At 72.5% G+C, this 25,653-nt stretch carries 21 protein-coding genes and 1 tRNA gene; 19 read left to right on the top strand and 3 right to left on the bottom strand.

Going from position 1 to position 25,653, the window contains the following annotated elements; all coding sequences use genetic code 11:
* Window positions 1-17: 17 nt before the first annotated feature.
* Both ligD and ACZ597_RS01920 read left to right on the top strand, forming a co-directional pair.
* Window positions 18-902 (top strand): non-homologous end-joining DNA ligase, encoded by an 885-nt coding sequence (gene ligD, locus ACZ597_RS01925; protein ID WP_471323651.1) that lies wholly within the window; start codon window positions 18-20, stop codon window positions 900-902.
* Window positions 899-1,837, top strand: coding sequence for an ATP-dependent DNA ligase (locus tag ACZ597_RS01920; protein WP_471323648.1), 939 nt, complete (start codon window positions 899-901; stop codon window positions 1,835-1,837). Before ligD ends, ACZ597_RS01920 begins: the two co-directional genes overlap by 4 nt.
* Before the next feature lie 42 nt (window positions 1,838-1,879).
* Here ACZ597_RS01920 and ACZ597_RS01915 read toward each other — a convergent pair whose 3' ends face one another.
* Window positions 1,880-2,275, bottom strand: a complete 396-nt coding sequence (locus ACZ597_RS01915; RefSeq protein WP_471323645.1) for a DUF6479 family protein — start codon at window positions 2,273-2,275, stop codon at window positions 1,880-1,882.
* Window positions 2,276-2,519: 244 nt separating this feature from the next.
* Window positions 2,520-3,500: an XdhC family protein gene (locus tag ACZ597_RS01910; RefSeq protein WP_471323642.1), complete on the bottom strand. Its 981-nt coding sequence runs from the start codon at window positions 3,498-3,500 to the stop codon at window positions 2,520-2,522.
* 227 nt (window positions 3,501-3,727) lie between these two features.
* Between ACZ597_RS01910 and ACZ597_RS01905 the strand changes: the two genes are divergently transcribed.
* Both ACZ597_RS01905 and ACZ597_RS01900 read left to right on the top strand, forming a co-directional pair.
* The gene (locus ACZ597_RS01905; RefSeq protein ID WP_471323639.1) at window positions 3,728-5,011 is read left to right on the top strand and encodes an MFS transporter; all 1,284 of its coding nucleotides are present in this window, start codon (window positions 3,728-3,730) and stop codon (window positions 5,009-5,011) included.
* Window positions 5,012-5,141: 130 nt separating this feature from the next.
* Complete coding sequence (locus tag ACZ597_RS01900; protein WP_471323636.1) at window positions 5,142-7,619, top strand: helicase-associated domain-containing protein; 2,478 nt, start codon at window positions 5,142-5,144, stop codon at window positions 7,617-7,619.
* Window positions 7,620-8,158: 539 nt separating this feature from the next.
* On the opposite strand, the gene ACZ597_RS01895 is transcribed toward ACZ597_RS01900, so the two are convergent.
* Window positions 8,159-8,230, bottom strand: a tRNA-Arg gene (locus ACZ597_RS01895).
* A 100-nt stretch (window positions 8,231-8,330) separates the two neighbouring features.
* On the opposite strand from ACZ597_RS01895, the gene ACZ597_RS01890 reads away from it, so the two are divergent.
* The 15 genes from ACZ597_RS01890 (at window position 8,331) to ACZ597_RS01820 (ending at window position 25,529) form a co-directional block, all read left to right on the top strand.
* Window positions 8,331-8,804 (top strand): response regulator, encoded by a 474-nt coding sequence (locus tag ACZ597_RS01890; RefSeq protein ID WP_471325089.1) that lies wholly within the window; start codon window positions 8,331-8,333, stop codon window positions 8,802-8,804.
* Window positions 8,805-8,904: 100 nt separating this feature from the next.
* A complete protein-coding gene (gene nrtL / locus ACZ597_RS01885; RefSeq protein ID WP_471323633.1) occupies window positions 8,905-9,837 on the top strand; it encodes an ArgS-related anticodon-binding protein NrtL in 933 nt (310 codons plus the stop codon).
* Between the two features lie 19 nt (window positions 9,838-9,856).
* Complete coding sequence (lysA, locus tag ACZ597_RS01880) at window positions 9,857-11,248, top strand: diaminopimelate decarboxylase (RefSeq protein WP_471323630.1); 1,392 nt, start codon at window positions 9,857-9,859, stop codon at window positions 11,246-11,248.
* 167 nt (window positions 11,249-11,415) lie between these two features.
* The gene (locus ACZ597_RS01875; RefSeq protein ID WP_007266575.1) at window positions 11,416-12,708 is read left to right on the top strand and encodes a homoserine dehydrogenase; all 1,293 of its coding nucleotides are present in this window, start codon (window positions 11,416-11,418) and stop codon (window positions 12,706-12,708) included.
* A 6-nt stretch (window positions 12,709-12,714) separates the two neighbouring features.
* Window positions 12,715-13,785 (top strand): threonine synthase, encoded by a 1,071-nt coding sequence (thrC, locus tag ACZ597_RS01870; RefSeq protein WP_471323627.1) that lies wholly within the window; start codon window positions 12,715-12,717, stop codon window positions 13,783-13,785.
* A gap of 337 nt (window positions 13,786-14,122) precedes the next feature.
* On the top strand, window positions 14,123-15,061 hold the full coding sequence (gene thrB, locus ACZ597_RS01865; protein WP_471323624.1) for a homoserine kinase: 939 nt from the start codon (window positions 14,123-14,125) through the stop codon (window positions 15,059-15,061).
* A 420-nt stretch (window positions 15,062-15,481) separates the two neighbouring features.
* Window positions 15,482-17,551 (top strand): transcription termination factor Rho, encoded by a 2,070-nt coding sequence (rho, locus tag ACZ597_RS01860; protein ID WP_471323621.1) that lies wholly within the window; start codon window positions 15,482-15,484, stop codon window positions 17,549-17,551.
* A gap of 266 nt (window positions 17,552-17,817) precedes the next feature.
* The gene (locus tag ACZ597_RS01855) at window positions 17,818-18,921 is read left to right on the top strand and encodes an LCP family protein (protein WP_471323618.1); all 1,104 of its coding nucleotides are present in this window, start codon (window positions 17,818-17,820) and stop codon (window positions 18,919-18,921) included.
* 210 nt (window positions 18,922-19,131) lie between these two features.
* Window positions 19,132-19,350, top strand: coding sequence for a 50S ribosomal protein L31 (rpmE, locus tag ACZ597_RS01850; protein ID WP_007266580.1), 219 nt, complete (start codon window positions 19,132-19,134; stop codon window positions 19,348-19,350).
* A gap of 119 nt (window positions 19,351-19,469) precedes the next feature.
* Window positions 19,470-20,549: a peptide chain release factor 1 gene (gene prfA / locus ACZ597_RS01845; protein ID WP_471323615.1), complete on the top strand. Its 1,080-nt coding sequence runs from the start codon at window positions 19,470-19,472 to the stop codon at window positions 20,547-20,549.
* 45 nt (window positions 20,550-20,594) lie between these two features.
* Complete coding sequence (prmC, locus tag ACZ597_RS01840) at window positions 20,595-21,440, top strand: peptide chain release factor N(5)-glutamine methyltransferase (RefSeq protein WP_007266582.1); 846 nt, start codon at window positions 20,595-20,597, stop codon at window positions 21,438-21,440.
* Window positions 21,441-21,492: 52 nt separating this feature from the next.
* On the top strand, window positions 21,493-22,140 hold the full coding sequence (locus ACZ597_RS01835; protein WP_007266583.1) for an L-threonylcarbamoyladenylate synthase: 648 nt from the start codon (window positions 21,493-21,495) through the stop codon (window positions 22,138-22,140).
* Window positions 22,137-22,772 (top strand): arsenate reductase/protein-tyrosine-phosphatase family protein, encoded by a 636-nt coding sequence (locus tag ACZ597_RS01830; protein WP_471323612.1) that lies wholly within the window; start codon window positions 22,137-22,139, stop codon window positions 22,770-22,772. The genes ACZ597_RS01835 and ACZ597_RS01830 overlap by 4 nt, the downstream gene beginning before the upstream one ends.
* 85 nt (window positions 22,773-22,857) lie before the next feature.
* Complete coding sequence (locus ACZ597_RS01825) at window positions 22,858-24,090, top strand: serine hydroxymethyltransferase (protein WP_471323610.1); 1,233 nt, start codon at window positions 22,858-22,860, stop codon at window positions 24,088-24,090.
* A 104-nt stretch (window positions 24,091-24,194) separates the two neighbouring features.
* On the top strand, window positions 24,195-25,529 hold the full coding sequence (locus ACZ597_RS01820; RefSeq protein ID WP_471325086.1) for an MraY family glycosyltransferase: 1,335 nt from the start codon (window positions 24,195-24,197) through the stop codon (window positions 25,527-25,529).
* Window positions 25,530-25,653: the final 124 nt, after the last annotated feature.

Genomic DNA, 25,653 nt, shown 5'->3' with positions numbered 1-25,653 from the left:
CGTGGCAATCTCATCGTATGACGCCGATCACGATGGTGGAGGGGCGTCGCATCGCGCTCAGCAACCTGGACAAGGTCCTCTACCCGGGGACCGGCTTCACCAAGGGCGAGGTGCTGCACTACTACGCCACCGTCGCGGACTCCCTCCTCGCGCACATCAAGGACCGCCCGCTCTCCTTCCTGCGCTATCCGGACGGCCCGGACGGCCAGCTCTTCTTCACGAAGAACCCGCCGCCCGGCACGCCCGCCTGGGTGAAGACCACCCCCGTGCCCCGCTCCGAGGACGAGCGGGCCGAACAGGTGGTGGTGTCCGACCTGGCGTCCCTGATGTGGGCGGCCAACCTCGTCGTCGAGTTCCACACCCCCCAGTGGCGGGCCGGCGCTCCCGCCGTCGCCGACCGGCTCGTACTCGACCTCGACCCCGGCCCGCCCGCCACCGTCGTCGAATGCTGCGCCGCCGCCCTGTGGCTGCGCGAGCGCCTCGCCGCCGACGGCCTGACCGCGTACGCCAAGACCTCCGGCTCCAAGGGCCTCCACTTGGCCGTGGCGCTCGAACCGGTCCCCTCCGCGCACGTGTCCGCGTACGCCAAGACCCTGGCCCAGGAGGCCGAGGCCGAGCTCCCCGACCTCGTCGTGCACCGCATGGCCAAGGCGCTCCGCCCCGGCAAGGTCTTCGTCGACCACAGCCAGAACGCCGCCGCCAAGACCACCGCCGCCCCCTACACGCTGCGCGCCCGGCCCATGCCGACCGTCTCCGCGCCCGTCTCCTGGGCGGAGGTCGAAGCCTGCCGGGACCCCTCCGACCTGGTGTTCCTCGCCGACGACATCCCGCCCCGGCTGGCCCGCGACGGCGACCTCCTCGCCCCGCTGACCGACCCCGGACGGGCCGGGAGCCTGCCGTGACCCCGCCGGCCGTCCAGGTCGCCCTCGCCACCGCCGTACGGACCCTGCCGCGGGCGGCGGGCCTGGCGTACGAGCCGAAGTTCGACGGCCACCGCATGGTCGTGCTGCGCACCGCGGAGGACGTGGCGCTCCAGGCCCGCTCCGGGCGGATCGTCACCGCGGCCTTCCCCGATCTCGCGGCGGCCGCACGGCAGTTGCCCGCCGGGACCGTGCTGGACGGGGAGGTGGTCGTCTGGCACGCCGGCCGCACGGACTTCGCGCTGGTCCAGCGGCGCGCGGCGGCCACCGCGGCCCGCGCAGCGGTGCTCGCGCAGAGCCTGCCGGCCTCGTACGCGGCCTTCGACGTGCTGGAGCTGGCCGGGGTGGACGTGCGCGGCCGCTCCTACGCACGGCGCCGGGCCCTGCTGGTCGACCTGCTGCTGCCGCTCGGCCCGCCGCTCCAGCCGGTGCCGATGACGACGGATCCGGAGCTGGCCGAGACCTGGTACGAGACCCTGCCCGCCAGCGGCATCGAGGGCCTGGTCGTGAAGCGGCTGGACCAGTCCTACCCGGCCGGGAGGCGCGCCTGGCGCAAACTCCGCCACACGAACGTGCGGGACGCGGCGGTGATCGGCTACACGGGCACCCCGCGCCGCCCGCTGGCGCTCGTACTGGTCCTGCCGGGGGAGGAGGACGAGGCGCCGCTGGTGTCGAGCCCGCTCTCGGCGGTGCTGCGCACGGAGCTGGCCGCGGCCGTCGCCGAGCGCGTGCGGGCCGCCGGGGGAGGGGGCCGGGGAGGGGGCCGGGGAGGGGGCGCGGGCGGTGCCACGGTCACGGCGACCGGGCTCGGCGAGGTGCCGTTCAGCCTGCTGGACCCGCCGCTGGCGGCGGAGGTCCGGCACAGCTCGGCGCGCCACCCGCCACCGGAGGTGCTGCGGCTACGGACGGACCTCTGACCTGCGCGGGAGGCGCGGGTCAGAGGCCCGTCGGTGTGGTGTTCAGGCGTGTGCGCCGCGTCCCGCGTCGGGCGGGGCCCCGGGCTGCGGGTGCGGCCCCGGGCCCTCCGGCTTCTTGTAGCCGGACTCGCGTTCGGCCCGTACCTCGTCGGCATGGCTGGAGGTGGTGGAGCCGAAGTTCCCGTAGCCCTGCATCTCGTGCGGCCGCAGACCGCCCTCGGGGATCTCCACCGGGTCACGCTCCTCGCGGACCTCGTGGACCGCCCCGCCCTCGGGCAGGTGCGGCTGGCTCTCGGGGGTGGGCGGCGGCGGTTCCTTCGCCCGGACCCGCTGGCCCAGCTTGAAGCCGGCGAGCAGGACGCCGACGATGACGAGGCCGACGACGAAGAACCACGCGATGTCGCTCAGGATCTTGTCCACGCTGAGGATCGTGTCCATAGAGAGCATTTTCCCGTTTTCGCCCTGTTTGCACGTGGGGCCACCGCAAAGAATCCCCCCGGAAACGGCCGCCCGCCCCGCCCCGGGCCGGGGCCGACGGCCGCGGGGCGCACACCGCCCCTCTACTCCGAATGGATGACGGGGGGCGGCCGCACCTCGTGAACGGCGGAACCGGCGGCCGGAACCGGCGGCCGGAACCGGCGGCCGCAACGGGAGCCGCAACGGGAGCCGCAAACGGGGCCCCTCAGCGCAGCGGCCCGTCCGAGTCCCGCAGCCCCCGCGCGTCCCGGCCCCCGAGCACCCCGAGGATCTCGGCGCAGATGGCCAGCGCCGTCTCCGCCGGGGTCTTGGCGCCCAGGTCCAGCCCGATCGGCCCGTGCACCCGCGCCAGGTCGGACGCCCCCACCCCGGCGGCCACCAGCCCGTCCTGGCGCCGGGCGGTCGTCCGCCGGGAGCCGAGCGCGCCGACGTACGGGATCTCCAGCGACAGGGCGCCGAGCAGGGTCGGCACGTCGAAGTCCGGGTCGTGGCTGAGCAGCACCAGGCAGGCGGCGTCCCGGTGCGCGGTCAGCACCTTCTCCGCGTCCGCCGCGTTCTCCACCACCACGGACTCCCAGCCGAGCAGCGCCGACTGCGCCCCGATCACCTCGGCCAGCTCCCCGGACCCGCCGATCACCACGTACGGGGCCGACGGGTACGCCTCCACCAGCACCAGCCCGGAGCCCCCGTACAGGGCGTCCCGCCCGGGCCGCCGGGTCCCCAGCAGCTCCCCGGCACGCCGCCCGGCGTCGTCGGCCGGTACGTCGTCGGCCCGTACGACCTCGCTCACGGCGCCGTCCGCGCCCTCGCTGAGCCGGGTCACGAGCGCCACCCCGGCCCCGGTGCCCAGCAGCTCCCACCATTCCGAGGGGATCGCGGACAACGGCTGCAGCAACACCTCGGCCTGCCCGCCGCAGGTCAGCTTCGCCTCCGTGGCCTCACCGGCCCCGACCGACACCTCGCACACCCGCGCGGTCTCCCCCGAGCCCAGGGCCCCGGCCTCCGCGATCAGCTCGGCGTCGAACACCCCCCGGTACAGGCCCCCGACGCACTCCCCGCGGGCGTCCACCAGCACGGCCCCGGCGGGGTCCCGGGGCCCGAACCCCTGCTCGGTCACGGGCCGGGCCAGGAACGCCACCCGCCCCTCGGCCGCCCACTGCCGCGCCGTCCCCGCAAGCTCACGCATCCTCGTCGCCCCATCCTCTGTGCGCTCCCTCGCCGCAAAGCACCTGGTCAACGGGCACAAAGCGGCCTCACGAACCACCCTACGCACGCCCCCGCCCGCCACCCACCCCCCAAACCCACCAACCCCGGCCCGTCGCCCTCGTACGGACCACCGGAAGCCTCGCCGAGTGGCCGGTCCCCCCTCACCACGGAGAATCGAGGGAACGGGGTGAAGGGAAACGAGCGACCGTGCACACCCTGAAACGCGCCTTCGACTCCCTCTCCATACGCAACTTCCGGCTCTTCTTCCTCGGCCAGCTCCTGTCGGTGACCTGCACCTGGATGATGGTGGTCGCGCAGGACTGGCTGGTGCTGGAGCTGTCGGGGAACTCGGGCACGGCCCTGGGCGTCGTCACCGCCCTCCAGTTCACACCCGTACTCCTCCTCACCCTCTACGGCGGCCGGCTCGCCGACCGCCACAGCAAACGCCGCATCCTGATCCTCGCCAACCTGGCGTCGGGGGCCCTGTCCTTCCTCCTCGGCGCATGGATCCTCCTGGGCGAGGTCCGCCTGTGGCACATCTGGCTCTTCGCCCTCGCCCTCGGGACGGTCGGCGCGGTGGAGGTGCCCACCCGCATCGCCTTCACGGGGGAGATGGTGGGCGGTGAACTGCTGCCCAACGCCTCGGCCCTGAGCGGCGCCTACTTCAACGCCGCCCGGGTGGCGGGTCCGGCGGCGGCCGGCCTGCTCATCGCACGCCTGGGCGTCGGGCCGGTGGTCCTGATCAACGCGTGCAGCTACCTGGGTGCCGTGGCGGGCCTCGCGCTGATGCGCCCCGCGGAACTCCAGGGCCCGCCCTCCCTTGCGTCCGCGCCCCGCATCCGGGACGGCATCCGCTACGTGACCCGGCGCCCCGACCTGGTCCTCCCCCTCGCCCTGACCGGCGTGCTGGGCCTGGCCGGCTTCAACTTCCAGCTGACGCTGCCCCTGCTGGCCAAGGCCGAGTTCCACACCGGCTCGGCCGCCTTCGGGCTGCTGAGCAGCTCCCTCGCGGCGGGCTCCCTGCTGGCGGCCTTCGCGGCAACGGCCCGCCGCACCCGCCCGACGGCCGCCGTGGTCACCGGCTCCGCCCTGGCCTTCGGAGCCGCGGAAGCCCTCACGGGCCTGGCCCCCACCCTCCCGACGGCCTGCCTCCTCCTGGCCCTCACGGGCTTCGCGATGATGTACTTCGCCCAGGCGGCCAACCACCGCATCCAGCTCGGCTCGGACCCCGCCTACCGGGGCCGCGTGATGGCCCTCTTCACCCTGATCTTCATGGGCACGACCCCCCTGGGCGCCCTCCTGACGGGCTGGCTGTCCGACCACTGGGGCCCCCGCTGGTCCCTCTCGGCAGGCGGCCTCGTCTCCCTGACGGCCACGGCCCTGACCCTGACGGCAACCCCCCGCCCCCCACCCCCCGCCCAGACCGCCGCAGGACCGGACCCCGCACGCGAACAGGACGCGACCCCCACCAAGGGCGAACCATCGGCGTGACCTTCAGGGCGCGGGCCGCCAGGAGCGGGCACGGTGAGGTACCCGCGCCGGTACTGAGCGCGGCGGTCCGAGAGGACGGGCACGGCCGGTTCACCCCCGAGGGGTGACCGGGCGACGCTAGCCTGGCCGGGTGAATGCGCGTACCACCCTCGCGAAATGGCTGGGCACCCTGGATTCCGAGCGGCTCACCGCGTTGTTGGAGGAGCGTGATCTGCCGCTCGCCGCCGAGTACCGGCGGATCACCGACCTCCGCGAGCTCGCCGAACACCTGCTCACCGACGAGTCGGTGTGCCAGGGCCTGATGGCGGGCACCGCCGGAGAACTCGAACTGCTCGCTTCCATCGCCTCCCTCGCCCTGGAGCGGCACGGCCCCGTAGCCGGCGGCGAGGCCGAAGACGGGCCCCGCCATCCCTGGCAACAGCGCAAGCCGCTTGCCCCGGTGGTGCCCGCGGACCGCCTGGTGCCCGAGCGGGACGTGCTGGCCTGGTTCGAGCCGGGGGAGGAGCGGCGGCGGGCGGAGCACACGCTCGCCCGACTGCGGGAGCGCGCGCTGCTGCTCCCCGCGCCCAAGGGCCAACTGGCGCTGCCGCCACTGCTGCACGTCCGCGCCGCCGGGTTCGACGGCTACGGGCGCACGGCCGACCGGCTGCTGACCAACGCCTACAACGCCCCCGAGGTGAAACGGATCGCCGCGAACCTCTTCGGCGAGGGCGCGGCGCGTACCCGCGACCGGGCCCAGGAGCTGATCACCGCCCTGCTCGCCGATCCCGCCCGCGTGCGGGCACTGCTGGCGGACGCCCCGGTCCGGGCGCTGGAGCTGCTGGACCACCTGGTACCCGGCCCGCCACTGCTGCGCACCCACTGCTTCGTCGGCCGGTACGCGTCGCAGTACGCGGGCCCGGACGCCAAGTACGTCTTCCGGGAGGGCGGCAGCGGCGACGAGGGCACCGACTGGCTGGCCGGGCGCGGACTGCTGATCCCCTGCGGCCTCGACCTGGTGGAACTTCCGTACGAGGTCGCCCGTGCGCTCCGCGATGAGGGCGCGGTGCCCAGCCCCCGGCTGGAACCGGAGCCGTTCACCGCCACCGCGCCGCTGCCGTCCGGCTGGGAGGGCGAGGGCGGCACGGCCGCCGCGGCAGCCGCCTGGCGGGCCGAACTGGTCCTGCGGGCACTGGCCGCCGAGCCGGTCGCGATCCGCAAGGCGGGCGGGATCGCCGTACGGGACACCCGCCGGCTGGCCAGGGCGGCCGGGGCCGATGAGGCCGGCACCCGGCTGTGGCTGGACCTCGCGGTGAACGCCGGCCTGGCCGCACCCCAGAACGACGAACCGGCTCCGCCTTCCCGGGGCCGCCGGAACTCCAAGGCCCCCAAGCCCTCCGCCCGGCTGCTGCCGAGCGACCGCTACGACTCCTGGGCCGCCGCCCCCGCAGCGGGCAAGCTGCTGCCGCTGCTCGCCGCCTGGGCTGCGCTCCCCGCGGTTCTCACCCACTGGCCGGACCCCGACGAGACCCCGGTCGCGCTCATCAGCCCGCGGGACGAGGACGCCGTGACCCTCCGCACCGGGGTCCTACGAGCGCTCGCCGTCCTCCCCGACGGCCACGGGCTGACCGCGAACGCGCGCGGATACACCGAACTACTCTCCCTGGCCGCATGGTTCCAGCCCGCCCTGCGCGCTCACCTGGCCGCAGACGCCACGGGGGAGCTGACCGGCCTGGACGGAGTCATGGACCGCATGGCGGCCACCCTGACCGAGGCGGCCCTGCTCGGCGTGGTCGCCCACGGCGCGCTCACCCCCGTCGGCCGGTCCCTGTGCCGCCTGCTGGAGGCGGGCGCCGCCCACCACTACCCGGCCGTGCCCGGCGCGGACACGGACCCGTCGGCCCGCGGCTCCGAGGGCCTGAGCGAGGACCTGTCCCTGCGCCCCACCCTGGCGAAGGCGGTGACCACCCTCCGCGAGGACCTGTACGCCGCGCTGCCCGAGCCCAGTGACACGGCCCGGTTCCAGAGCGACCTGACCGCCACCGTCACCGGCGCGCCCGCACCGGCACTGGCCGACCTGCTCTCCGCCGTCGGCGACATCGAGTCCGAAGGACACGCCGTGGTCTGGCGGATCACGGCGACCTCCGTACGCCGGGCCCTGGACGCGGGCTGGAGCGCCGACGAACTCCTCAACGGCCTCACGGCGGCAAGCGAGCGCGGCACCCCTCTGCCCCAGCCGCTCGCCTACACGATCAAGGACACCGCCCGCACCCACGGACAGCTCAAGGTCGTCCGCTCCGCCTGCTGCATCCGCTCCGACGACACCGCCCTGATCGCCGAGGTGGCCCGGGCCCGCGGCCTGACCAAACTCCGGCTGCGCCGCATCGCCCCCACCGTCCTGATTTCCACAGCACCCCCGGAGGAGACCCTCACCGCCCTGCGCGCCGCCGGCTACGCCCCCACTCAGGAGGCCGAGACCGGCATCACGCTCCTCGAACGCGCCCCCGACGACCGCGCCCCGAGCCTCATGCCCACCCTGGACCAGGCTCACGCCGCCTACGGTGAACCGGCCCACGCCATCCCCTCCAGCGCCCGCCTGTTGGCCGCCACCCTCACCCCGGGCGGCTAGGAGGCGCCCGCCGGACGTCGGCGACGGTGCCCGCGTCCGGCGCACAAGGTACCGGGGCGACAGGGGTGGGGAAGGGTGCGATCGTCACCGGCGGCGCGCAGAGGCGTGAGCCGCAGGGCGCGGCCGGACCGGTCGGCGCGCAGCCGGCGGACGAACTCGCCGACCGCGTCCCCGGTCCCCGAATCGACGCGCCGGATGTCCCCGTTGGCCTGCGGTGCGACAGCGACTCGCGCCCTTACGGCACTCATCCCCGGTCCCCTCCCTCTCCCGACGCGGACTGCTGCCTCTCGCGCAGCAGTGCCACGAGCTCCCAGCCGTCGGGGGCGCGAACGCGCCAACCCGCTGCCAGACACCGGGACATGTAGCCGTTGTCGGCCGCGTCCTCGGCCAGGACACGGCGATCCAGGTCGGGGAGGTGTGAGGGGCGAGGTGCCAGAAAGCGCAACGGTCAGACAGGCCGTGTGTCTCTTGATAGGAACAAGAAAGCCCCTGACTTGCATTTCTGCAGGTCAGAGGCTTCTTTAGCACTTCTTGCGAAGTGCCCCCGGCAGGATTCGAACCTGCGCACACGGCTCCGGAGGCCGTTGCTCTATCCCCTGAGCTACGGGGGCGTGTCGTTCGCGTTGCGGCGACGGGTTGAACACTACCAGCTTCCGCGGGGTGATCAGGAACCGATTTGGGCGGGACGGGGAGGTCGGTCGCCCGGAGGGGGTGGAAGTGGCAAAAACCCGGACGCGGGGGCTTAGGGCGACCTACTCTCAAGTTGTGCCAGGCGCCTCGGGCCGGGTGCTTGTTGTCGACGACAACAAGGTCATCCGGCAGCTGATCAAGGTCAATCTCGAGCTGGAGGGCTTCGAGGTCGTGACCGCGAACGATGGTGCCGAGTGTCTGGACGTCGTTCACCGGGTCTGTCCCGACGCGATCACCCTTGATGTGGTCATGCCCCGGCTGGACGGGTTCGGGGCCGCCGCGCAGTTGCGGGCCGATCCGCGGACGCGGCACGTGCCCGTCGCCATCGTCAGCGCCTGTACGCAGCACGAGGTCGAGGCCGGGATCGCCGCCGGGGTGGACGCGTTCGTCGCCAAGCCCTTCGAGCCCGCCGAGCTGGTGCGGGTCGTACGGCGGCTCGTCGAGCGGAAGGGGGCGCCCGCCGGGCGGGCCGGGAGGGCCGGGCGAGGGGCCTGAAGGGGTCTGGGGAGGCCTGAAGGGGCCTGGGGCCCGCCTCCTATTTCACATGGCGAAACCCGATGCATGGCCCAGGGGCTTCTCGCCTAGGCTGGGTTCCGTGATCCCCGCCGACCTCTCTCGTGCCGTCGTACAAGCCGTACGCCGTGCCGTCGAGAGCGGTGAACTCGCCGCGAGCGTCCCCGAGCGGGTGGTCGTCGAGCGGACCCGCCCCGGCGGAGTGGGGGAGTACGCCACACCCGTCGCGCTCCAGGTGGCGAAGGGCGCCAGGCTCGAACCCCGTGAGGTCGCCCGGGTGCTCGCGGGCCGGCTGCTCGCCGACGAGCCGGGGATCGAGGGCGTGGAGATCACCGGCCCGGGTTTCCTGAACTTCAGCCTCGCCCCCGTCTCCGCCGCCGCCCTCGTCCGGGAGGTGAGGGAGAACGGCGTCCGGTACGGGCACGCGCCCGGCCGGGAACCGCGCGGGAGCACCCTGCGGCCGGCCGTGCGGCGGATCCGGGAGAGCCAGGGCCTCCCCGACGGGCCCGAGATCCGCGTCGCACCCGTCGCCCGCCGCGACGGGGACGTCGTCGCCGCGTACGGGGCGGACGCCGCCGCCTGGGCCATGCTCCGCGTACCGGCCCGCGAGACCCCTTCCTTCACCCCCGGGCTGCTCGTCCAGGACGAGTCCAGCGAGTTCTTCCGCGTGCGGTACGCCCATGCGCGCGCGCGGGCGCTCGCGAGCAATGCCGCCCATCTCGGGTTCCGCGGTGAGCCCGGGGACGACGCGCACGGCCGTGAGCTGCTCCGGCTGCTCGGCGAGTACCCGCTCGTGCTCGAAGCCGCCGCGCACCACCAGGCGCCCGAGCGGCTCACCCGGCACCTCGTCGCCGTCGCCGACGCGCTCCTCGACTTCCAGCACCACGTCCTGCCCAAGGGGGACGAGAAACCCTCGGCCGCCCACCGCGCCCGGCTGGCACTCGCCGAAGCCGCCGGGACGGTGCTGGCAGGCGGCCTCGCCCTCCTCGGCATAGACGCCCCAGACTTCCTGTGAACCGCGAAGAGAGATACCGATGAGCCGTTCCGCGCACCCCGCCGGGCCCCGCTACGCCGACGTCCTGCCCGAGGGCCACTACGCCCCGCCGCCGGCCGACCTGAACGCGCTCGACGAGAAGGTGTGGTCCCGTACCGTCACGCGGAACGACGAGGGCGTCGTCACCGTCGGCGGGATCGAAGTGACCCGGCTCGCCGAGGAGTTCGGAACCCCCGCCTACTTCCTCGACGAGGAGGACTTCCGGGCCCGCTGCCGCGCCTGGGCGCACGCCTTCGGCAAGGACGCGGACGTGTTCTACGCCGGGAAGGCGTTCCTGTCCAAGGCCATCGTGAGGTGGCTGAAGGAAGAGGGGCTGAACCTCGACGTGTGCTCCGGCGGGGAGCTGGCCACGGCCCTCGCCGCCGAGATGCCCGCCGAGCGGATCGCCTTCCACGGGAACAACAAGTCCGAGGCGGAGATCCGCCGTGCGATCACGGCCGGCGTCGGGCGGATCGTGCTCGACTCCTTCCAGGAGATCGCCCGCGTCGCGCACATCGCCCGCGAGCTGGGCGTACGCCAGCCCGTGCAGATCCGCGTCACCGTCGGCGTCGAGGCGCACACCCACGAGTTCATCGCCACGGCCCACGAGGACCAGAAGTTCGGCATCGCCGTCGCCGACGGGTCCGCCGCCGAGGCCGTACGGCGGGCGCTCGGCCACGACTCGCTGGAGCTGCTCGGCGTCCACTCCCACATCGGCTCGCAGATCTTCGACATGGCCGGCTTCGAGGTGTCCGCCAAGCGGGTGGTCCGCCTGCTGGCCGCCGTCCGCGACGAGCACGGCGTCGAGCTGCCCGAGATCGACCTCGGCGGCGGGCTCGGCATCGCCTACACCTCCGCCGACGACCCGCGCGAGCCGCACGAGATCGCCAAGGCGCTCACCGAGATCGTCGCGCGGGAGTGCGAGAGCGCCGGGCTCAAGGCGCCCCGCATCTCCGTCGAGCCCGGCCGCGCCATCGTCGGCCCCACCGCCTTCACCCTCTACGAGGTCGGCACCATCAAGCCGCTGGAGGGGCTGCGCACGTACGTCTCCGTCGACGGCGGCATGTCCGACAACATCCGCACGGCCCTGTACGACGCCGAATACGCGGTCACCCTCGTCTCCCGCGTCTCCGACGCCGAGCCGATGCTCGTCCGGGTCGTCGGCAAGCACTGCGAGAGCGGTGACATCGTCGTGAAGGACGCCTTCCTGCCGGCCGACCTGGCCCCCGGCGACCTGCTCGCCGTGCCCGCCACCGGGGCGTACTGCCGCTCCATGGCCAGCAACTACAACCACGCGCTCCGCCCGCCCGTCGTGGCCGTGCGCGACGGCGGGGCGCGGGTGATCGTCCGCCGCGAGACGGAAGAAGATCTCCTGTCCCTCGACCTCGGATGACTCCCATATTTCTGGGGGAACGGTCCGGGCCCCCAAAATAGACGTTCAGTACACGTCTCACTCAATGGACCGGAGATGGAAACTCCTGTCCATTGAGTGAGACTGGTTCATACCTGGCGCGCAAGACCGCGCGCCGGGAGCGAAGAAAGATCGAAAGGCGTAGGTCAATGATGCGTACGCGTCCGCTGAAGGTGGCGCTGCTGGGCTGTGGAGTGGTCGGCTCAGAGGTGGCGCGCATCATGACGACGCACGCCGACGATCTGACAGCCAGGATCGGCGCGCCCGTCGAACTCGCCGGCGTGGCCGTGCGCCGTCCCTCCAAGGTGCGCGAGGGCATCGACCCCGCCCTCGTCACCACCGATGCGACCGCCCTCCTCAAACGGGGCGACATCGACGTGGCCATCGAGGTCATCGGCGGCATCGAGCCCGCCCGCACCCTGATCACCACCGCCTTCGAGCACGGCATCTCCGTCGTCTCCGCGAACAAGGCGCTGCTCGCCCAGGACGGCGCGGCCCTGCACGCCGCCGCCGAGCAGGCCGGGCTGGACCTCTACTACGAGGCCGCCGTCGCCGGCGCCATCCCGCTGGTCCGCCCGATGCGCGAGTCGCTCGCCGGCGACAAGATCAACCGGGTGATGGGCATCGTCAACGGCACGACGAACTTCATCCTCGACAAGATGGACTCGACCGGCGCCGGCTACCAGGAGGCGCTCGACGAGGCCACCGCCCTCGGGTACGCGGAGGCCGACCCCACCGCCGACGTCGAGGGCTACGACGCCGCCGCCAAGGCCGCGATCCTGGCCGGCATCGCCTTCCACACCCGGGTCCGCCTCGACGACGTCTACCGCGAGGGCATGACCGAGGTCAGCGCCGCGGACTTCGCCTCCGCCAAGCGCATGGGCTGCACCATCAAGCTCCTCGCCATCCTGGAGCGCGCCGCGGACGGCGAGTCCGTCACCGCCCGCGTCCACCCGGCGATGATCCCGCTCAGCCACCCGCTCGCCTCCGTCCGCGAGGCGTACAACGCCGTCTTCGTCGAGGCCGAGGCCGCCGGACGGCTGATGTTCTACGGGCCCGGCGCGGGCGGCTCGCCGACCGCGTCCGCGGTCCTCGGCGACCTCGTCGCCGTCTGCCGCAACAAGCTCGCCGAGGCAACGGGGCCCGGCGAGTCGGCGTACACCCAGCTGCCGGTCAGCCCCATGGGGGACGTCGTCACCCGCTACCACATCAGCCTCGATGTGGCGGACAAGCCGGGCGTCCTCGCCCAGGTGGCGACCACCTTCGCGGAGCACGGTGTCTCCATCGACACCGTCCGCCAGCAGGGCAAGGACGGCGAGGCCTCCCTCGTCGTCGTCACCCACCGCGCACCCGACGCCGCCCTCTCCGGGACCGTCGAGGCGCTGCGGAAGCTGGACACCGTGCGCGGTGTCGCCAGCATCATGCGTGTTGAAGGGGAGTAAGGACCCATGAGCAGCAATCGCACCCACCAGTGGCGCGGCATCATCGAGGAGTACCGGGACCGCCTGCCGGTCACGGACGCGACTCCCGTGGTCACGCTCCGCGAGGGCGGCACTCCCCTCGTCCCCGCCCAGGTGCTCTCCGAGCGCACGGGCTGTGAGGTGCACCTCAAGGTCGAGGGTGCGAACCCCACCGGGTCCTTCAAGGACCGCGGCATGACCATGGCCATCACCAAGGCCAAGGAGGACGGCGCCAAGGCCGTCATCTGCGCCTCCACGGGCAACACCTCGGCCTCCGCCGCCGCGTACGCGGTGCGCGCCGGCATGGTGTCCGCGGTCCTCGTGCCCCGCGGCAAGATCGCCCTCGGCAAGATGGGCCAGGCCCTGGTGCACGGCGCCAAGATCCTGCAGGTTGACGGCAACTTCGACGACTGCCTCGACCTGGCCCGCGCGCTGTCCGACAACTACCCGGTGGCGCTGGTCAATTCCGTCAACCCGGTGCGCATCGAGGGCCAGAAGACGGCCGCGTTCGAGATCGTGGACGCGCTCGGCGACGCCCCCGACATCCACGTGCTGCCCGTCGGCAACGCCGGCAACATCACGGCGTACTGGAAGGGCTTCAAGGAGTACAAGGCCGACGGCCTGGCCTCCCGTACGCCCCGAGTCTGGGGTTTCCAGGCCTCCGGCTCCGCGCCGATCGTGCGCGGCGAGGTCGTCAAGGAGCCGCACACCATCGCCACCGCGATCCGCATCGGCAACCCGGCCTCCTGGGACTACGCGCTCGCCGCGCGCGACGAGTCGGGCGGCCTCATCGACGAGGTGACGGACCGCCAGATCCTCGCCGCCTACCGCCTGTTGGCCGCGCAGGAGGGCGTCTTCGTCGAGCCCGCCTCGGCCGCGTCGGTCGCCGGTCTGCTGAAGGCCGCCGAGGCCGGCCTGGTCGACCCCGGCCAGAAGATCGTGTGCACCGTCACCGGCAACGGCCTGAAGGACCCCGACTGGGCCGTCGCCGGTGCTCCGCAGCCGGTCACCGTCCCGGTGGACGCCGAGGCCGCGGCCATCCGCCTCGGCCTGGTCTGACCCGGGCCCCTGGCACCCGGCCCCCTCGGGGGCCCCGAGCCCCGTTGCCGGATTCCGGAAGTCTCCGGAATCCGGCAACGGGGCCGTACGGCACCAAAGGCCAACGGCCGTCCAGCGGGAACCGGCGGAAGACACCGACACGCATCGTGCGCCTCCTGTGCGCCCTATGTCGCGGGAGAACCTTCCTTCGATACGCTGTCCTCACATCCGCCACCGCGCATATGACCGCGGTGCTGCCCCAAGGGCCTTCGGGTGTCGTACGTTCTCCAGTACATTCGCAGCGAAGATCCCGCGCAGCAGCCGGATCCCGCACAGTCACAAGGAGTGTCATCGACCGATGGCAGGTCCAGCGTTCCGCGCCGCCGCCGTACGGGTGCGCGTCCCCGCCAGCAGCGCCAACCTCGGCCCCGGCTTCGACGCCCTCGGCCTTGCCCTGGGGCTCTACGACGACGTCGTCGTCCGGGTAGCCGATTCCGGCCTGGACATCGACATCGCGGGTGAGGGCGCCGACACCCTCCCGCGGGACGAGAGCCACCTCCTCGTACGCTCCATGCGCACCGCCTTCGACCTGCTGGGCGGGCAGCCGCGCGGCCTCGAGGTCGTCTGCGCCAACCGCATCCCGCACGGCCGGGGCCTCGGCTCCTCCTCCGCCGCGATCTGCGCCGGCATCGTCGCCGCCCGCGCCGTGACGATAGGCGGAGAGGCCAAGCTCGACGACGCGGCGCTGCTGGAGCTCGCCACCGAGATCGAGGGCCACCCCGACAACGTCGCCGCCTGCCTGCTCGGCGGCTTCACCCTGGCGTGGATGGAGGGGGGCAGTGCCAAGGCGATCCGGATGGACCCTGCGGATTCCATCGTTCCGGTGGTCTTCGTGCCCTCGAAGCCGGTCCTGACCGAGACCGCCCGCGGCCTGCTGCCGCGCGCCGTCCCGCACGTGGACGCGGCCGTGAACGCGGGCCGCGCGGGCCTGCTCGTGGAGGCCATGACCAGGCGTCCCGAGTTCCTGCTGCCCGCCACCGAGGACCGGCTGCACCAGGAGTACCGGGCCCCGGCGATGCCGGAGAGCGTGGCACTCGTCAACCGGCTGCGGGCGGACGGCATCCCCGCGGTCATCTCCGGCGCGGGCCCCACGGTCCTCGCGCTGGTCGACAACGGCGCGGCCGACAAGGTCGCGCAGCTCGCGGGCGAGGGGTGGGCCGCCAACCGGCTCGCCCTCGACGCCGCGGGTGCGAGCGTCCTTCCGCTGGGCGCCCAGGGCGGTCAGTCCGTGTCGTAGTGACACGGCCCGCCGGGGGCGGGCGGCCGGGCAGGCCGTCCGCCCCCGGGCGGGGCGATTGCCGGTGATTGAGAGGGGGAATGTCTGTTGGATCCGGTAGTGTTAACCTCAAGTGCGCATCCGAAGCCGCCATGGCTCGGTGCTCAGTGTCCCCATCCGGGACCACATTTCTTCCGGGAGCCTCCCCGACTGCTTTGATCGCTGCCAGCAGTTTCGGGCACGCTCCGGAATCGGCGTGACATTCCCACGCTTCCAGCTCGGGGGCTTCTCGCCGGAACCACCATGCACGTTTCTCTCCGCCGTAACTCTTACCGGCGGACCACCGCCCCGGCACGGTCCACACACCTAGGACCGTTGTCGGACAGCACAACCGGTCGCCGAGCCAGACAGGCCGACGTCCGCTCCAGGGAAGGACCCTTCGTGAGCGACACCACCGATCTGATGGGCGCTGCCGACACCAACGTCGACACCAGTGCCCCCGCCGCGGGCGCCGCCCCCAAGCGCCGCCGCTCCGGCACCGGCCTCGAGGGCATGGTCCTGGCCGAGCTGCAGCAGGTCGCGTCGGGCCTCGGTATCAGGGGCACCGCGCGGATGCGCAAGAGCCAGCTGATCGAGGTCATCAAGGAGGCGCAGGGCGGCAGCGCCCCCAAGGCCGCCGCCGCGGCTCCCGCCGCCGACGCCGCCGAGGCCAAGCCGAAGCGCCGCGCCACCAGCAAGGCCCGTACGGGCGAGGCCGCCGCCGCGACCCCCGCCGAGAAGCCCGCCGCCCAGGCCCAGATCGAGATCCCGGGCCAGCCGGCCAGCGACGACGCGCCGATCGGCGAGCGCCGCCGCCGCCGGGCCACCGCCCCCTCGGGCAGCCCCGAGTCCTCGGCCCCCGTCGCCGTGCAGGTCGAGCAGAAGACCGAGGCCGCCCCGGCCGCGCAGCCCGAGGCCAAGGCCGAGGCCGCCACCGCCGTCTCCGCCCAGCCCCAAGGCCAGGCGCAGGAGGCCGGCGAGGGCCGTACCCGCCGCGACCGCCGTGACCGCGGCGACCGCGGTGAGCGCGGTGAGCGCGGTGAGCGCGGTGAGCGTCAGCAGGGCCGCCGCGAGCGCGGCGCCAAGGCCGACGAGCAGGGCCAGCAGCAGGGCGGCCAGGGCCAGCAGCAGGGCGGCGGCCGCCAGGACCGCGCCGACCGCCAGCAGCAGCAGGGTGGCCGCGGACAGGGCCGGCAGGACCGTCAGGACAACGGCCCGCAGGACGACTTCGACGAGGACGGCCGTCGCGGACGCCGCGGTCGCTACCGCGACCGTCGCGGCCGTCGCGGCCGTGACGAGTTCGCGCCGAACGAGCCGCAGGTCGCCGACGACGACGTCCTGATCCCCGTCGCGGGCATCCTCGACATCCTCGACAACTACGCGTTCATCCGGACCTCGGGCTACCTGCCCGGCCCGAACGACGTGTACGTCTCCCTCGCCCAGGTCCGCAAGGCCGGCCTGCGCAAGGGCGACCACACCACCGGTGCGGTCCGCCAGCCCAAGGACGGGGAGCGCCGCGAGAAGTTCAACGCCCTCGTGCGCCTGGACTCCGTCAACGGCATGGCGCCCGAATCGGGCCGCGGCCGACCGGAGTTCCAGAAGCTGACCCCGCTCTACCCGCAGGACCGGCTCCGCCTGGAGACCGACCCGGGCGTGCTGACCACCCGCATCATCGACCTCGTGTCGCCGATCGGCAAGGGACAGCGCGGTCTGATCGTGGCCCCGCCGAAGACCGGCAAGACCATGATCATGCAGGCGATCGCCAACGCGATCACCACGAACAACCCCGAGTGCCACCTGATGGTCGTCCTGGTCGACGAGCGTCCGGAAGAGGTCACGGACATGCAGCGGTCGGTCAAGGGCGAGGTCATCTCCTCGACCTTCGACCGCCCGGCCGAGGACCACACCACCGTCGCCGAGCTGGCCATCGAGCGCGCCAAGCGCCTCGTCGAGCTGGGTCACGACGTGGTCGTCCTGCTGGACTCCATCACCCGTCTGGGCCGCGCGTACAACCTGGCGGCGCCCGCCTCCGGCCGCATCCTGTCCGGTGGTGTCGACTCGACCGCGCTGTACCCGCCGAAGCGCTTCTTCGGTGCCGCGCGCAACATCGAGGACGGCGGCTCGCTGACCATCCTGGCCACCGCGCTGGTCGACACCGGCTCGCGCATGGACGAGGTGATCTTCGAGGAGTTCAAGGGCACCGGCAACATGGAGCTCAAGCTCGACCGGAAGCTCGCCGACAAGCGCATCTTCCCGGCCGTCGACGTCGACCCGTCGGGCACCCGCAAGGAGGAGATCCTCCTCAACAGCGAGGAGCTCGCCATCGTCTGGAAGCTGCGCCGGGTGCTGCACGCGCTCGACTCGCAGCAGGCGATCGAGCTGCTGCTCGACAAGATGAAGCAGACGAAGTCGAACGCCGAGTTCCTGATGCAGATCGCCAAGACGACCCCGGCCGGCAAGAACGACGACTGACCGGGTCGCCCGCACACGCAGCCGCCCCCGCCGCATCCGCGGCGGGGGCGGCTCCGTTTGTGCGACCTTCGCCACACGCCTGCGCCCGCGCGGCCTTGCAAGACACCCTTGAACCCCCGGATCGGGACCCTCGGTGGGTGTCCGGTCACGGGTCGTGCCCGCGGGGGAGGGGGCGTGTGGAGTGGTCCACGCTCCGTGGAACCCTGGAATGCGCTAGTCCGTCTGTGTGAGTGACAGCCGGCAACGGAGCCAGGACCGAGGAGAGCATGAGCGAGGACAGCAGGGGCAGCGGTCGCAGGGCGGCACGCACGCGCGGGCGCCGGGCGCAGCCGCGCCGCCGCAAGGGCCTCAGGGTCGCCGCCTGGACCGCCGCCGGGGTGGTCCTGCTGGGCGGGGGAGGCCTCGGCTGGTTCTACTTCAAGCTCAACGGCAACCTGCACAGCGTCGACATCGACCAGGCCCTCGGCAAGGACCGCCCGCCGAACGTCGACAACGGCTCGATGGACATCCTGGTCCTGGGCTCCGACTCCCGCGACGGGGCGAACGGCGAGTACGGGGCGGACGACGGCGGCTCGGCCCGCTCGGACACCGCGATGATCGTGCACCTCTACGAGGGCCACAAGCAGGCCAGCGTCGTGTCGATCCCGCGCGACACGATGCTCCCGCGGCCCGCCTGCCCCACCGGCAAGGGGAAGACCAGCGCCCCCAGGCAGCGCGCGCAGTTCAACGAGGCCTTCACCATCGGCGGGGCCGCCTGCGCCGTCAAGACCGTCGAGGCGATGTCGGGGATCCGCATGGACCACTACATCGAGGTCGACTTCACCGGCTTCAAGAAGATCATCGACAACCTCGGCGGGGTCGAGCTCACGACCACCAAGCCGATCAAGGACGACGGCAGCCACCTCGACCTGCCGGCCGGCTCCCACAAGCTCAACGGCGAGCAGTCCCTCGGCCTGGTCCGCACCCGCAAGAGCGTCGGCGACGGCGGAGACCTGGGCCGAATACAGCTCCAGCAGGCCTTCATCAAGGCGCTGATCAAGCAGGTCAAGGGCGTCGGCGTGTTCGACAACCCCAAGAAGCTGTTCGGCCTCGCCGACTCCGCCACCAAGGCGATCACCACCGACAAGGCGCTCGGCGACATGAAGTCCCTCGCGAGCTTCGCCCAGGGGCTCCAGGGCATCGGCGCCGAGAACATGCGCATGATCACCCTGCCGGTGACCCGGGACCCGCTCGACAAGGACCGTGTCGCGATCCTGCCCAAGGACTCCAAGATGGTCTGGGACGCCCTGCTGGCCGACCAGCCCATCCCCGCCGCGGCCACCGAGCACTCCACCGGGGACAAGAGCACCGCGGGCTCGATCGTCCAGTAGCGGCACCCGCGCGGCACCCCCGCGGAACGGGAGCTGCCGGGATCCGGCAGGACCGGGCAGGAATAGACCGGGACCCCTCCCCGTTGAGGAGAGCGTTCCCGGAATTTTGACAGGCGGCCCGGTCCTGGCAGACTGGTCTGTCGGCCCCGGTTCACGCAGTGCGCAATTCGGCTCCTGCGACCCGGCGCCCTCCCGAATCTAGGAGACACCTTGAAGCGCGATGTTCACCCCGAGTACGTCGAGACCCAGGTCAGCTGCACCTGTGGCGCGTCGTTCACCACCCGCAGCACCCTGACCGAGGGCACCATCCGTGCCGAGGTCTGCTCCGAGTGCCACCCGTTCTACACGGGCAAGCAGAAGATCCTCGACACCGGTGGCCGCGTGGCCCGCTTCGAGGCCCGCTTCGGCAAGGGTGCGGCCAAGAAGTAGCGCGACCCAGGCGCCGGTCACCGGCCGCCCCCTGACCACGCGGGGGCGGCCGGACCGGCGCCTTTGTCGTCGTTCAGCGAGCCCAGCCCATTTTTGACTTTTCACCCCAGGAGCATCCGATGTTCGAAGCGGTCGAGGAACTGGTCGGCGAGCACGCCGGCCTCGAGACGAAGCTCGCCGACCCTTCGGTCCACTCCGATCAGGCGAACGCCCGCAAGCTGAACAAGCGCTACGCGGAGCTGACCCCGATCGTGGCGACCTTCCGCGCCTGGAAGCAGTCGGCCGAGGACATCGAGACGGCCAAGGAGCTGGCGGCCGAGGACCCCGACTTCGCCGCAGAGGTCAAGGAACTGAGCGCGCAGCGCGAAGAGCTCACCGAGAAGCTCCGCCTGCTGCTCGTCCCGCGCGACCCCAGCGACGACAAGGACGTGCTCCTGGAGATCAAGGCGGGCGCCGGCGGCGACGAGTCCGCCCTGTTCGCCGGCGACCTGCTGCGCATGTACCTGCGCTACGCCGAGCGCGTGGGCTGGAAGACCGAGATCATCGACTCCACCGAGTCCGAGCTCGGCGGCTACAAGGACGTCCAGGTCTCCGTCCGCACCAAGGGCGGCAACGGTGCCACCGAGCCCGGCCAGGGCGTGTGGGCCCGGATGAAGTACGAGGGCGGCGTGCACCGCGTACAGCGCGTGCCGGCCACCGAGTCCCAGGGCCGCATCCACACCTCCGCCGCCGGCGTGCTCGTCACCCCGGAGGCCGAGGAGGTCGAGGTCGAGATCAACATGAACGACCTCCGCATCGACGTGTACCGCTCCTCGGGCCCCGGCGGCCAGTCCGTCAACACCACCGACTCGGCCGTGCGCATCACGCACATCCCGACCGGTGTGGTCGCCTCCTGCCAGAACGAGAAGAGCCAGCTCCAGAACAAGGAGCAGGCCATGCGCATCCTGCGCTCGCGCCTGCTGGCCGCCGCCCAGGAAGCCGCCGAGCAGGAGGCCTCCGACCAGCGCCGCAGCCAGGTGCGCAGCGTGGACCGATCCGAGAAGATCCGTACGTACAACTTCCCGGAAAACCGGATCTCGGACCACCGGACCGGTTTCAAGGCGTACAACTTGGACCAGGTGCTCGACGGCGACCTCGACTCGGTCATCCAGGCCTGTGTCGACACCGACTCCGCGGCGAAGCTCGCGGCCGCGCACTGACCTTCGCCCCACCCCCCCCGTACGACAGCAGCCCGGAGGACCAGCGTGAACTTGCTGCTTGCCGAGGTGGCCCAGGCCACCCAGCGGCTGGCCGCCGCCGGCGTGCCCTCACCGCGTTTCGACGCGGAGGAGCTCGCGGCCTTCGTGCACGGCGTCAAGCGGGGGGAACTGCACCACGTCAAGGACGCGGACTTCGACGCCCGCTACTGGGAGGCCGTCGCCCGCCGTGAGGCGCGCGAGCCGCTCCAGCACATCACCGGCCGGGCCTTCTTCCGCTACCTGGAGCTCCAGGTAGGTCCCGGGGTGTTCGTGCCCCGGCCCGAGACCGAGTCGGTCGTGGACTGGGCCATACACGCCGTCCGGGCCATGGACGTGGTCGAGCCGCTGATCGTGGACCTGTGCACCGGGTCCGGCGCCATCGCGCTCGCCATGGCCCAGGAGGTGCCGCGCTCGCGCGTGCACGCCGTGGAGCTGTCCGAGGACGCCCTGCGCTGGACCCGCAAGAACGCCGAGGGCTCCCGGGTCACCGTGCACCAGGGCGACGCGCTCACCGCGCTGCCCGAGCTGGACGGACAGGTCGACCTGGTCATCTCCAACCCGCCGTACATCCCGCTCACCGAGTGGGAGTACGTCGCACCCGAGGCCCGCGACCACGACCCCGAGATGGCGCTGTTCTCCGGCGAGGACGGCCTCGACACCATCCGCGGCATCGAGCGCACCGCCCACCGGCTGCTGCGGCCCGGCGGCATCGTCGTGATCGAGCACGCGGACACCCAGGGCGGCCAGGTGCCGTGGATCTTCGCCGACGAACGGGGCTGGGCCGACGCCGCCGACCACCCCGACCTGAACAACCGCCCGCGCTTCGCGACCGCCCGCAAGGCCATGCCGTGATCCGCGCGACCGCTTCCCCCGCCACCCCCACGCTGCACGAGGAGATCCGCTGATGGCCCGGCGATACGACTGCAACGACGCGACGGACCGCAAGACGGGTCTGCGCGAAGCGGCCTCCGCCGTGCGCCGCGGAGAGCTCGTCGTGCTGCCCACCGACACCCTGTACGGGATCGGCGCGGACGCCTTCAGCGCGGAGGCCGTCGGCGACCTGCTCGCCGCCAAGGGGCGCGGCCGCAACATGCCCACCCCGGTCCTCATCGGCTCCCCGAACACCCTCCACGGCCTCGTCACGGACTTCTCCGAGCAGGCGTGGGAACTCGTCGACGCCTTCTGGCCGGGCGGGCTCACGCTGGTCGCCAAGCACCAGCCGTCGCTGGCCTGGGACCTGGGGGAGACCCGCGGGACCGTCGCCGTGCGCATGCCGCTGCACCCCGTCGCGATCGAGCTGCTGACCGAGGTCGGCCCGATGGCCGTCTCCTCGGCCAACCTGTCCGGGCACCCCGCGCCGGCCGACTGCGACGCGGCGCGCGAGATGCTGGGCGACTCCGTCTCCGTGTACCTGGACGGCGGCCCCACCCCGAGCACCGAGCCCTCGTCGATCGTCGACGTCACCGGGAAGGTTCCCGTACTGCTGCGCGAGGGGGCGCTGAGCGCCGCACAGCTGCGGGAGGTCGTACCCGACCTCGAGGTGGCTCCGTGAGCCCTCAGGGGCGTGGCATAGCGAGCGAGTCCTTCCGCATACTCCACGTCAGCACCGGCAATGTGTGCCGCTCGCCCATCACCGAGCGGCTGACGCGGCACGCGCTGGCCCACCGCCTGGGCGTGCTGGGCCTGCCGGCCGAGGACCTCATCGTGGAGAGCGCCGGCACCTGGGGCCACGAGGGCGCCCCGATGGAGGCCAACGCGGCCGCCGTGCTGGCCGACTTCGGCGCCGACGCGTCCGGGTTCACCGGGCGGGAACTGCTGGACGAGCACGTCATACGCGCCGACCTGGTGCTCACCGCCACGCGGGACCACCGGGCGCAGGTCATCTCCATGGGCCACTCGGCGGGGCTGCGCACCTTCACGCTGAAGGAGTTCACCCGGCTCGTACGGGCGATAGACCCGGCCACGCTGCCGCCGCTGGACGACGGTATGGCGGAGCGGGCGCGGGCGCTGGTACGGGCCGCCGCGGCGCTGCGCGGGTGGCTGCTGGCGCCGTCCGCCGACGCGGACGAGGTGTACGACCCGTACGGGGCGCCGATCACCTTCTTCCGGTCGATCGGCGACGAGATCAACCAGGCGCTGGACCCCGTGGTCACGGCCCTGACGGGCGTCGACGCGCCGCACTGAGCCCTGCCGGGCACGGCGGCGGGCGGGGCGGGTGGGGGCGGCCTACAGTGGCTGGTACCGGTAGGCCCACCGTGCGGGAGTCGCCATGACTGTCACCACCGAGCAGGCGGCGGATCTCCTGCGGCAGCAGGATCCGCAGATGGCCGATGTGCTGGACGGGGAGCGGCGGCGGCAGGCGGACACGCTGCAGATGAGCGCCGCCGAGAACTTCAGTTCGCCGGCCGTGCTCGCCGCGCTGGGTTCGGTGCTCTCCAACAAGTACGCCGAGGGGTACCCCGGAGCCCGCTACCACGGGGGCTGCGAGTACGTGGACCTCGCCGAGCGGACCGCCGTGGAGCGCGCCAGGGCGCTCTTCGGGGTCGAGCACGCCAATGTCCAGCCGCATTCCGGTTCCGCGGCCGTACTGGCCGCCTACGCGGCGCTGCTGCGGCCCGGGGACACCGTCCTGGCCATGGGGCTCGCGCACGGCGGGCACCTCACGCACGGCTCGCCCGCCAACTTCTCCGGCCGGTGGTTCGACTTCGTGGGCTACGGCGTCGACGCCGAGACCGGGCTCGTCGACTACGAGCAGGTGCAGCGGCTGGCGCGGGCGCACCGGCCGAAGGCCATCGTGTGCGGGTCCATCTCCTATCCCCGGCACCTGGAGTACTCGGCGTTCCGCGAGATCGCCGACGAGGTCGGGGCGTACCTGATCGCCGACGCCGCCCACCCCATCGGGCTGGTGGCCGGAGGGGCCGCGCCCAGCCCCGTCCCGTACGCCGACGTGGTCTGCGCGACCACCCACAAGGTGCTGCGCGGCCCCCGCGGCGGGATGCTCCTGTGCGGCGCCGAGTTCGCCGAGCGGGTCGACCGGGCGGTGTTCCCCTTCACCCAGGGCGGCGCCCAGATGCACACCATCGCCGCGAAGGCGGTGGCCTTCGGCGAGGCGGCCGCCCCGCCGTTCGCCCGGTACGCGCACCGGGTCGTGGCCAATGCCCGCGCCCTGGCCGCCGCCCTGGAGCAGCGCGGGTTCGCCGTCACGACGGGCGGTACGGACACCCACCTCATCAGCGCCGACCCCGCGGCGCTCGGTGTGGACGGGCCGACGGCGCGCGGCCGGCTGGCCGCCGCGGGGATCGTCCTGGACACCTGCGCGCTGCCGTACGGGGACCAGCGGGGCATCCGCCTGGGCACGGCGGCGGTGACCACGCAGGGGATGGGGGAGCCGGAGATGGCCCGGATCGCGGAGCTGTTCGCCGCGGCGCTGGCAGGGGAAGCGGCCCGGACGCGGGCCGGGGTGGCCGCACTGACCGGTGGATTTCCTCCTTACGGGGCGTAACCGGTACGAGCATGGCGTAGTGCAACCGGAACGGGGCCTTCGTGCGTCCTCGTCCCCGGAGACATCGCGGCTAATGTGTGGGGCTGAGATGGCCGGCGATACATCTGGGGCAGCCAGTGCGTGAATATCTGCTGACGCTTTGCGTCACGGTCGCGGTGACCTACCTGCTGACCGGGCCCGTGCGGAAGTTCGCGATCGCGGCCGGCGCGATGCCGGAAATCCGCGCGCGCGACGTGCACCGCGAGCCCACTCCGCGGCTGGGCGGCATCGCCATGTTCGGCGGCATGTGCGCGGGGCTGTTGATCGCCGACCACCTGCAGAACCTCAACGGGGTCTTCGAACGGTCCAACGAGCCCAGAGCACTGCTCTCGGGAGCCGCGCTGATCTGGCTGATCGGCGTCCTGGACGACAAGTTCGAGCTCGACGCGCTGATCAAGCTGGGCGCCCAGATGATCGCAGCGGGCGTGATGGTCATGCAGGGCCTGACCATCCTGTGGATTCCGGTTCCGGGCATCGGGACGGTGTCGCTCACGCAGTGGCAGGGCACCCTGCTCACCGTGGCGCTGGTGGTGATCACCATCAACGCGGTGAACTTCGTCGACGGCCTCGACGGTCTGGCGGCGGGCATGGTCTGCATCGCCACGTGCGCGTTCTTCCTCTACGCCTATCGGATCTGGTTCGGCTACGGCATCGAGTCCGCGGCGCCCGCCACCCTCTTCGCGGCGATCCTGATGGGCATGTGCCTGGGCTTCCTGCCGCACAACATGCACCCCGCCCGGATCTTCATGGGGGATTCCGGCTCGATGCTGATCGGCCTGGTGCTGGCCGCCTCGGCCATCTCGATCACGGGGCAGGTGGATCCCGACACGATGGCCATTTTCGTCGGCGGTGAGCGCAACGCCACGCACGCGATGCTGCCGGTCTTCATTCCGCTGCTGCTTCCGCTGACCATCATCGCGATTCCGATGGCGGACCTGGTCCTGGCGATCGTGCGGCGCACCTGGAACGGCCAGTCGCCCTTCGCGGCGGACCGGGGCCACCTGCACCACCGGCTCCTGGAACTCGGGCATTCGCACAGCCGCGCCGTACTCATCATGTATTTCTGGTCCGGCCTGATCGCATTCGGCACGGTGGCCTATTCGGTTCATTCGGCCTCGATGTGGATCGTGCTCTCGCTCGCCGCGCTGAGTGCGCTGGGCCTCGTACTGCTCCTGATGCCGCGGTTCACCCCGCGGGCGCCGCGCTGGGCCGAGGGCCTGGTCCCGCCGCGCTACCGGCACGCCGAGCGGGCCGCGGAGGCGGCCGTACGGGAGGACGCGGGCACGGAGCCGGAGCCGGCGCGGCCCGTCGTGGCGGGGGTGTCGGGCGTCAACGGCGCGACCGCGGTAGGCCCCCGTTCGCGCCTCCCCGACCGGCGTAAGGCCGGATCGGCACGCTGACGCCCTGGGCGCATTTCCGACATGGGCGCCCTTTACCAGACAATGAGGCGGCTTGTCTTGCACACACGGGCGCGTTAGCCCTCATGTGTGACAGTCAGCACACCTGACAGGTAAAGCTCTCATC

This window comes from Streptomyces sp. NPDC040718, assembly GCF_055593565.1.
This window is presented reverse-complemented; position numbering and strand designations above follow the sequence as displayed.

Excerpts from the sequence above, each read along its gene's own strand:
- lysA (WP_471323630.1), top strand. The coding sequence starts at position 9,857 with ATGAGCCGTTCCGCGCACCCCGCCGGGCCCCGCTACGCCGACGTCCTG.
- prfA (WP_471323615.1), top strand. The coding sequence starts at position 19,470 with ATGTTCGAAGCGGTCGAGGAACTGGTCGGCGAGCACGCCGGCCTCGAG.
- ACZ597_RS01915 (WP_471323645.1), bottom strand. The coding sequence starts at position 2,275 with ATGGACACGATCCTCAGCGTGGACAAGATCCTGAGCGACATCGCGTGG.
- ligD (WP_471323651.1), top strand. The coding sequence starts at position 18 with ATGACGCCGATCACGATGGTGGAGGGGCGTCGCATCGCGCTCAGCAAC.
- ACZ597_RS01825 (WP_471323610.1), top strand. The coding sequence starts at position 22,858 with ATGACTGTCACCACCGAGCAGGCGGCGGATCTCCTGCGGCAGCAGGAT.
- ACZ597_RS01855 (WP_471323618.1), top strand. The coding sequence starts at position 17,818 with ATGAGCGAGGACAGCAGGGGCAGCGGTCGCAGGGCGGCACGCACGCGC.
- thrC (WP_471323627.1), top strand. The coding sequence starts at position 12,715 with ATGAGCAGCAATCGCACCCACCAGTGGCGCGGCATCATCGAGGAGTAC.
- ACZ597_RS01835 (WP_007266583.1), top strand. The coding sequence starts at position 21,493 with ATGGCCCGGCGATACGACTGCAACGACGCGACGGACCGCAAGACGGGT.
- ACZ597_RS01910 (WP_471323642.1), bottom strand. The coding sequence starts at position 3,500 with ATGCGTGAGCTTGCGGGGACGGCGCGGCAGTGGGCGGCCGAGGGGCGG.
- ACZ597_RS01875 (WP_007266575.1), top strand. The coding sequence starts at position 11,416 with ATGATGCGTACGCGTCCGCTGAAGGTGGCGCTGCTGGGCTGTGGAGTG.
- thrB (WP_471323624.1), top strand. The coding sequence starts at position 14,123 with ATGGCAGGTCCAGCGTTCCGCGCCGCCGCCGTACGGGTGCGCGTCCCC.